Consider the following 8113-nt stretch of genomic DNA (forward strand, 5'->3'; position numbering starts at 1 on the left):
GCGCGGCCCGGCGCAGTCTGCGCTGCCAGTTGTTCGCCTCCGCCTGCTACGCCGGCGGCGGGCTCGGCGGGGCGGCAGCGGCCGGTGCGGCCGGCTCGGCCTGGGGCGTCGCCGCCGCGACCGTCTGCGGCTCGGCCGTGTGGTGGCTGCAGCTGCGGTCCGCCCTGCGCGAGCACTCCCCCGATCCCACCCCCGAAGTGAGGACGCCATGAACGCCCACCCCCGGCTGAGCATCGGCCTGCCCGTGTACAACGGCGAGGAGTACCTCGCCGAGGCACTCGACGCCCTGCTCGGCCAGACCTACGAGGACTTCGAACTGGTCGTCTCCGACAACGCATCGACCGACAGGACCGAGGACATCTGCCGGAAGTACGCCGCGCGGGACTCGCGCGTCCGGTACATCCGGCTACCGCGGAACATCGGCGCCGCGCCCAACCACAACCACGTGTTCACCCAGTGCCGCGGCGAACTGTTCAAGTGGGCCTCTCACGACGACCTGTACGCCCGGGATCTGCTGCGGGCCTGTGTGGAGGCGCTGGACGAGCGTCCGGAGGTGATCCTGGCGCACAGCGGCCAGGCGGTCATCGACGGCGACGGCCGGGTGAAGGTCCCCTACGAGTACGGGCTGGCCACCGACTCGCCGCACGCGCCGGAGCGCTTCCGCAGTCTGTTGTTCGAGCCCGGTGGCGACGACTTCTACGGGGTGATGCGGGCCGATGTACTGCGCCGGGTGAAACCGCACGGCAGCTACCACCACGCGGACCGCACGTTCGTCGCCGAGATCACCCTGCACGGGCCCTTCCACCAGGTGCCTGAGCTGCTGTACTTCCGCCGCGACCACCCCACCCGCGCCGAGCGGGCCAACCCCTCCAAACGCTCCCGGTGCGTCAACCTGGACCCGCGCCGGGCAGGCCCGCTGCACCCGACGCCCCGGCTGCTCGCCGAGTACGTCTGGGGCTTCGTCTCGGCGATCCGGCGGGCGCCGTTGTCCCCGGCCGACCGGCGTGCCTGCTACCGCCACCTGGCCGCGTGGGCGACCAGCCGGGTCCGGCCGGGCGCCGGCGAGCGGGTCGAGGACCGCGCCCCGGTCGCGCCGGACCGGCTCGCCGTCTCCGTCGACGCCCTCGTCGCCGGCCGCGAGGGGAGGCGGGCATGACGCCCGCGGGCGGAAACCCGGTGCGCGTCGGGGTGTTCGGCCTGCTCGGCTCCGGCAACCTCGGCAACGACGGGTCGCTGGAGGCCGTGCTCGGCTATCTCCGCGCCGGACACCCGGAGGCGGCCGTGGACGCGATGTGCGGCGGCCCCGAGGCCGTCACCGCCCGGTACAAGATCCCCGCGACTCGGCTGCACTGGTACCGCGGGGAGTACCGGACCGCGTCGCGCGCGGGCGCGGTCGCGGCGAAGGGTCTGGGCAAACTCGTCGACGCCGTCCGCACCGCCGCCTGGGTGCGACGGCACGACGTGGTGATCGTGCCGGGCATGGGCGTCCTGGAGGCCACACTGCCGCTGCGGCCGTGGGGCTTCCCGTACTCGCTGTTCCTGCTCTGCGCGGCCGGCCGGCTGTTCGGGACCCGGGTCGCCCTGGTCGGCGTCGGGGCGGACACGATCAACGACCGGCCGACCAGGGCCCTGATCCGCTGGTCGGCGCGGCTGGCCGCCTACCGGTCGTACCGGGACGTCCTGTCCCGCGACGCGATGCGGGCGATGGGCGTGGACACCGCGCGTGACGAGGTCTACCCGGATCTCGCCTTCGCCCTGCCGGCGCCGAGCGCGTCACCGGGCCGGTCGGGCCGGGTGTGCGTCGGCGTCATGGACTTCCACGGCGGCAACGACGACCGTGCCCGGGCCGAGGAGATCCACCGGCGCTACCTCGACGGGACGACCCGCTTCGTCCGCGCGCTGGTCGAGGACGGCCGACAGGTCCGGCTGCTCACCGGCGACGAGTGCGATGCGCCAGTGGTCGACGCGATCCTCGAAGCGGTGGACTCGCCCCTGGTCACGGCCGCCGCAGCGGACTCGCTGGCCGGCCTGATGGAGGAGGCGGCGGCCGCCGACGCCGTGGTGGCGACCCGGTACCACAATCTGGTCTGCGCGCTGAAGGCCGGCACTCCGACGCTCGCACTCGGCTACGCGGCGAAGAGCGGGGCGCTCATGGCCCGGATGGGCCTGGACGCGTACTGCCATCCGGCCCGCGATGTGGACCCCGACCGGCTGCTCGGGCAGTTCCGGGCGCTGGAGGAGCGGTCCGCGGAGCTGCGGCGGATCCTCGCCGGGAAGAACCTGGTAACCGCCCGACGCCTGGAGCGGCAGTTCGCCGCCCTGACCGCGGCTCTCTTCCCGGCGGCCGACCACACCCGCACCCGCACCCACACCCACACCCACACCCACACCCACAGCACACGGGAGACTCCTTGAAGGCGACCGAGGTTCCGGCGATCGCCGGCGCCCACCTGTTCGAACCGACGCCGCACACCGACGAACGCGGCTTCTTCTGCCGCACCTTCGACGCCGACGTGATCCGCTCGGTGGGCCTCGACCCGGACGCCTTCGTCCAGGACAGCCTGTCCCGCTCGGTCCGGGGCGTGCTGCGCGGCCTGCACCTGCGCTCCGGCGCCGGCGAGGCCAAGCTGGTGCGGTGCTCGTACGGGCGGGTCTTCGACGCCGTGGTGGACCTGCGGCCGGGCTCGCCGACGTACCTGGGCCGGGCCTTCTTCGAACTGTCCGACCAGACGCAGGCGACCTTGTACGTACCGGCGGGGTGCGCGCACGGCTTCCAGGCCCTGACCGCGACCGCCGACGTCTCCTACCGGATCGACCGCCCGCACGATCCGGCCGAGGACGTGACGATCGCCTTTGACGACCCGGAGCTCGCCATCGACTGGCCGCTGCCGGTCACGTCGATGTCCCGGCGGGACCGGGAAGCGCCGGGCCTGGCCGAGGTCCTGAAGGCACGGGGAGAGGTGAGGAGGGCGTGACCACCGAGGAGTTCCGGCTGCCCCGGTCGCGGGCGGCGAACGAGCAGCTGCACGCCATGGTCCCCGGAGGCGCGCACACCTACGCCAAGGGCGACGACCAGTACCCCGAGAACCTGGCGCCGGTCATCAGCCACGGCCTCGGTGCCCATGTGTGGGACGTCGACGGCAACCGGTACATCGAGTACGGCTCCGGCCTGCGGTCGGTCAGCCTCGGCCACGCCCACCCGCGGGTGCTCGAGGCGGTGCGGCGGGAACTCGGCCGCGGCAGCAACTTCGTCCGGCCGTCCATCGTGGAGGTCGAGGCCGCCGAGCGCTTCCTGGCCACGGTGCCGACCGCCGAGATGGTGAAGTTCGCGAAGAACGGCTCCGACGCCACCACCGCCGCAGTGCGCCTCGCCCGCGCCGCCACCGGGCGTCCGCGGGTGGCCGTCTGCGCCGACCATCCCTTCTTCTCCGTCGACGACTGGTTCATCAGCACCACGCCGATGTCCGCCGGCATTCCGGCGGCCACCGACGAGCTCACCGTGGCCTTCCCCTACGGGGATCTGGCCGCCGTGGAGGAGCTGCTCGTCCGTTACCGGGGCGAGGTCGCCTGCCTGATCCTCGAACCCGCCACCTACACCGAGCCGCCGCCCGGGTATCTCGCCGGCCTGCGCGAGCTGGCCGACCGGCACGGCTGCGTACTGGTCTTCGACGAGATGATCACCGGCTTACGCTGGTCCGAGGCGGGCGCCCAGGGCCTGTACGGCGTCGTCCCCGACCTCTCCACGTTCGGCAAGGCGCTGGGCAACGGGTTCGCCGTCTCCGCACTGGCCGGACGCCGCGATCTGATGGAACGCGGCGGACTGCGTCACTCCGGCGACCGGGTGTTCCTGCTGTCCACCACCCACGGTGCGGAGACGCACTCCCTGGCGGCCGCGATGGCCGTGCTCACCACTTATGCCGAGGAAGGCATCACCGCACGGCTGCACGCCCTCGGCGAGCGGCTGGCCGCCGGTGTCCGCGACGCCGCGGCCGGCATGGGCGTCGGCGAACACCTCCTCGTCCGGGGCCGGGCCAGCAATCTGGTCTTCGCCACCCTCGACGAGCACCGGCAGCCGTCGCAGCGGTACCGCACCCTGTTCCTGCGTCTGCTCCTCACGGGCGGGGTGCTGGCCCCGTCGTTCGTGGTGAGCAGCGCGCTCGGTGAGGCCGACATCGACCGCACCGTCGAGGTGGTGGCCCGGGCGTGCGCGGTGTACCGGAAGGCGCTGGACGCGGCCGACCCCACCCCCTGGCTGGCCGGGCGGCCGGTGAAGCCCGTGTTCCGCCGCCTGGCATGACATGAGGTGACACCGCGTCAGCGGCACACCGTCCGGTCGGCGCCGCCCGGCCAGCCGTCCGGGCGGCCGGGCGGGCGGTCGGCCGGGCGGTCGGCGGCCCGATCGACCAGCCACGCGGCCGCCGGTGTCACCGCCAGCGCGGTGCACCAGCCGCCGACGGCGTCGGTCGGGTAGTGCGCGCCCAGGGCGACCTGCGCCCAGCCCATGGCGGCGCCGGCGATCGCCGCCGCGGCGAGCACGAGCGACGCGCGCGCCGCCCCGCCGAGGCCGGACCGGCCGGTCGCGAGCAGTGCCACCACCAGGGCGAGAGCCGTGAGGAAGGCGGTGTGCCCGCTGGGGTAGGACAGGTGCCCGTCGTGGATGGTGCGTCCCACCAAAGGCTTGAGCAGCTTCGTCGCCCCCACGGCCATGCCGGTGCCGGCCACGGTGAGCACCGCCGCGCGAGGACGCCGGAGCAGCAGGCAGCCCGTCACGGTGGCCGCGACCAGCGCCGCCGCTCCCACGGGCTCCCCCAGGAAGTCCGTGACCACGGCGGCGTGCCGCCACGGTGGCTGCGCGCCGTCCACCGCCGCCCCGATCCTCGCGTCCACCGTTCCGGGCTCGCTGTCGCCGGCGTACAGGATCCCGAGCACGGCGACCGCCAGCGCGGCGAGGACCGCGACTGGCCCGAGCCACACGCGCAGCGATGAGAGCGGCGCCGCCGGCACCGGCCGGCCGGTCACACGCCCACCGCGTCCTGCCCTCGACTCCATGCCTCCCCGCAGCCCGCCCGACCTGCCTTCCGGTGATTCCCGTTCGCCATGCGCAGCGGTGACCCGTGCCCCGGTGCCCGTGGGGCCACGGACCGGCCGAACTCATACTCCGGCCCGGGCAGTCCGACGATCCCGGCCCCGGCCCACCACACTGACCGGGGAACGCGGCCGGACCCCGTTCATAAACCTAACCCACCACGGGGTCGCGGCAAACCGCCGTCGTGGAGTCCGCCGGTCGGCACCGGGGCAGGTGCGGAAGCGGAGTTCCCGGTGGACGCGCTGGACCGAGGCCGGGCTGTGGCGCCGGCCGCACCGGGCGGTGCTGGACGAGGCGGCGCCGGTGGAGGAGGTCGCCCGGCGCCTGGGAGGGGAGGTCTCCCCGGCCGTGCTCGCCTGTAGCGTGGGAGGGCCCGGCCTGATGGCGGTCGGTGGCCCCGTCGTTGTGTCTATCGTGTCGCCGGTCCTGGGTCAGGCCCGCAGTCGCCAGGTGTCGTCCGCGCTGGCCATGTCCTGTGTGCCGATGACGGAGAGCAGGTCCAGCTGGCTGGCGCCTTCAGTGCCGGGTGGGGCGGTGAACCACAGCAGGCGCTGGCAGCCGTCCTCACCGAACATGCTGTGACAGTCCAGCTCGATGACGCCCAGGACGGGGTGGACGATGCGCTTGTGGTCGGTGCGCCGCAGCGCTACGTCGTGGGTGTCCCAGAGAGCGCGAACTCCGGACTGCACCGCCGCAGGTCGTCCACCATCTGTTTCACCTCGCTGTCACGGCCGCGCCGGGCGGCGACGGCCTGGAGGTCGGCGACGAAGACCCGGGAGTGGTGGGGGTGGTCCTCGGCCGGATAGATCGCGCGGGCGGCTGGGTCGGTGAACCAGCGGTGGACGAAGCTCGCCTCGCGGCCGCGGGCCACCGGGGGCCGGCCGACGAGGGCTGCGGCCAGGGGGTTCTGGACGAGGACTTCGTGCAGGTCGGTGATGACCTGGGCGGGTGTGGTGGCGAGCCGGTCAAGCAGGGCGAGCAGTCCGGACTGGACGTGCGCGGCCGGTCCGTAGGCCGCCGGTGGTACGGGCCGGTCGGCGAGGTGGAAGAGGTGGTCGCGGGCGTCGCCGTCGAGCCGGAGCGTCCGGGCGAGGGCGGCCAGTACCTGGACGGAGGGCTGGGCGCCGCGTCCGCGTTCGAGCTCGGTGTAGCAGTCCGCTGACAGGCCCGCAGGCTGGGCGACCTCCTCGCGTCGCAGGCCGGGCACCCGCCGCCGGGGCCCGGCCGTCAGCCCGACGTCGGACGGGCGGATCCGGTCGCGGCGGGAGCGCAGGAACGTGGCGAGTTCAGCGTGGTTCACACCGCTCATTCTCGCGGCGGCGGGGGCGGCTGAGCCAGGGGACGGCAACCCCAGGGTGAGGACAGCCCTGGCTGACACCGCTCCGGTGGCCCAGGCTGAAGGCGCAGGCATGAGCGCCATCGACGGCGAGCCTGCACACCCCCGCCGCGAGCCAGTCGTCGCGGCGCGCCCTCAATCCCAGCCTTCTCAAGGAGTTCCATGCCTTCCCAGGAGTTCGCCAAGAGCCCCGCCCTGCCCGCCCCCGGCGCCGACCGCCCCCGCGTGGCCCTGGTCACCGGCGGCTCCGGCGGCATCGGCCGGGCGGTCGTCGAGCGCCTGGTGCGCGACGGCTTCGCGGTCGGCGTGCACTACGCGGGCAACAAGGCCAAGGCCGGCGCGACGGTCATGGAGATCACCCACGCGGGCGGCCTGGCCCTCGCCGTCGGCGGGGATGTCGCCGACGAGCACGAGATGTCCGAGGCCTTCGACGCGGTGGAGCGGGAGTTCGGCGGCATCGATGTCGTCGTCCACACCGCCGGCGTCATGAAGCTGTCGCCGATCGCGACGCTGGACCTAGACGACCTCGACCGGATGCACCGCACCAACATCCGCGGCACCTTCGTGGTCGCCCAGCAGGCGGCCCGACGCGTCCGCGCCGGGGGCGCGATCGTCAACTTCTCCACCTCCGTCACCCGTCTCCGGTTCCCGGCGTACGGGGCCTACGCGGCGAGCAAGGGCGCGGTCGAGGCGATGACGCTCGTGCTGGCCCGGGAGATGCGTGGCAAGGACGTCACCGTCAACGCCATGGCCCCCGGCCCCACCGCAACGCCGCTGTTTCCGGAGGGCAAGAACCAAGCCACGATCGACAACCTCGTCAAGGCCGCCCCGCTGGGGCGGCTCGGCACCCCACAGGACATCGCCGAGACGGTCGCTTTCCTGGCCGGTCCGGCCCGCTGGATCAACGGCCAGGTCCTCTACACCAACGGTGGCCTCGCCTGATCGTCCATCAGGGCCCGGACGTCTGGGACCTCACCTCAAGGAGAGCAAAGCCATGAGCGGCATCGTTGTGATCACCGGAGCGTCCAGCGGATCCGGCGCCCTCACAGCCCGAGCCCCCACCGACAGCGGCAACACCGTCTGCGCGGGCATGCGCCAGACCGCCACCCGCAACGCCCCCCAGGCCGAGGCGGCCTTCCCCTACCGTGTGAAACACGGCGTAGACCCGCGCTCCGTCGAACTAGACGCCTCCAGAGACGACTCCGTCGACGCGGCGATCAGCCGCGTCCTCGCCGAGCACGGCCGCATCGACGTCCTCATCCACAACGCCGGACACATGGTCACCGGTCCCACCGAGGCATTCGGCCCCGAGCAGCGCGCCGAGCTCTATGACGTGAACGTGCTGTCGACCCAGCACGTCAACCGTGCCGTGCTGCCCGCCATGCGCAAGGCCGGGCGGCGCCTGGTGATCTGAGTGTCCAGCACCAGCGTCAAGGGCGGCGCCCAGCCCTGCCTGGCCCCTACTTCGCCGCCAGGGCCGCCACGGACTCCCTCGCCGGGCGTCCCGGGCGCGAACCTCCACGACGGCCAGGCGCTCCTGCCGCTGGTGGCGGGCATCCCCGCCGTCCGCTCCCGGCGCGCCGCGTTCGCCGCCCCGAGCAGCACGGCGGAGCACGCGGCCGTGACAGACGGTACGGTTCAGCCGTACCGCCGCGCCTCGCCGGGCCGGATCGCCGCCGCCACCGCGGCGG

Annotated in this window: 7 protein-coding genes and 3 pseudogenes; 8 read left to right on the forward strand and 2 right to left on the reverse strand. The window is 73.7% G+C overall.

Going from position 1 to position 8113, the window contains the following annotated elements; translation table 11 throughout:
- The 5 genes and pseudogenes from LJ221_RS22055 to LJ221_RS22075 all read left to right on the forward strand — a co-directional run.
- Nucleotides 1-212 (forward strand): annotated as a pseudogene (locus LJ221_RS22055) (hypothetical protein); the annotation flags it as partial.
- Nucleotides 209-1156, forward strand: coding sequence for a glycosyltransferase family 2 protein (locus tag LJ221_RS22060; protein WP_241718471.1), 948 nt, complete (start codon nucleotides 209-211; stop codon nucleotides 1154-1156). The pseudogene LJ221_RS22055 and the gene LJ221_RS22060, both read left to right, overlap by 4 nt.
- Complete coding sequence (locus LJ221_RS22065) at nucleotides 1153-2415, forward strand: polysaccharide pyruvyl transferase family protein (protein ID WP_241718472.1); 1263 nt, start codon at nucleotides 1153-1155, stop codon at nucleotides 2413-2415. Before LJ221_RS22060 ends, LJ221_RS22065 begins: the two co-directional genes overlap by 4 nt.
- On the forward strand, nucleotides 2412-2975 hold the full coding sequence (locus LJ221_RS22070) for a dTDP-4-dehydrorhamnose 3,5-epimerase family protein (protein WP_241718473.1): 564 nt from the start codon (nucleotides 2412-2414) through the stop codon (nucleotides 2973-2975). Before LJ221_RS22065 ends, LJ221_RS22070 begins: the two co-directional genes overlap by 4 nt.
- On the forward strand, nucleotides 2972-4297 hold the full coding sequence (locus tag LJ221_RS22075) for a glutamate-1-semialdehyde 2,1-aminomutase (RefSeq protein WP_241718474.1): 1326 nt from the start codon (nucleotides 2972-2974) through the stop codon (nucleotides 4295-4297). Before LJ221_RS22070 ends, LJ221_RS22075 begins: the two co-directional genes overlap by 4 nt.
- 17 nt (nucleotides 4298-4314) lie before the next feature.
- Here the strand turns inward: LJ221_RS22075 and LJ221_RS22080 are convergent, their stop codons facing one another.
- The gene (locus LJ221_RS22080; protein WP_241718475.1) at nucleotides 4315-5019 is read right to left on the reverse strand and encodes a phosphatase PAP2 family protein; all 705 of its coding nucleotides are present in this window, start codon (nucleotides 5017-5019) and stop codon (nucleotides 4315-4317) included.
- 498 nt (nucleotides 5020-5517) lie between these two features.
- Nucleotides 5518-6386: pseudogene (locus tag LJ221_RS22085) on the reverse strand (helix-turn-helix transcriptional regulator).
- A gap of 198 nt (nucleotides 6387-6584) precedes the next feature.
- Between LJ221_RS22085 and LJ221_RS22090 the strand changes: the two are divergent.
- From LJ221_RS22090 to LJ221_RS22100, 3 genes and pseudogenes are all read left to right on the forward strand, one after another.
- Nucleotides 6585-7364 carry an SDR family oxidoreductase gene (locus LJ221_RS22090; RefSeq protein WP_241718476.1) on the forward strand — a complete coding sequence of 260 codons (780 nt, stop codon included), beginning with the start codon at nucleotides 6585-6587 and terminating at the stop codon, nucleotides 7362-7364.
- Between the two features lie 52 nt (nucleotides 7365-7416).
- Nucleotides 7417-7836 (forward strand): SDR family NAD(P)-dependent oxidoreductase, encoded by a 420-nt coding sequence (locus tag LJ221_RS22095; RefSeq protein WP_241718477.1) that lies wholly within the window; start codon nucleotides 7417-7419, stop codon nucleotides 7834-7836.
- Nucleotides 7837-8113, forward strand: a pseudogene (locus LJ221_RS22100) (hypothetical protein); the annotation flags it as partial.

It is taken from the genome of Streptomyces sp. CNQ085 (genome assembly GCF_022614595.1).
Taxonomy (GTDB): domain Bacteria; phylum Actinomycetota; class Actinomycetes; order Streptomycetales; family Streptomycetaceae; genus Streptomyces.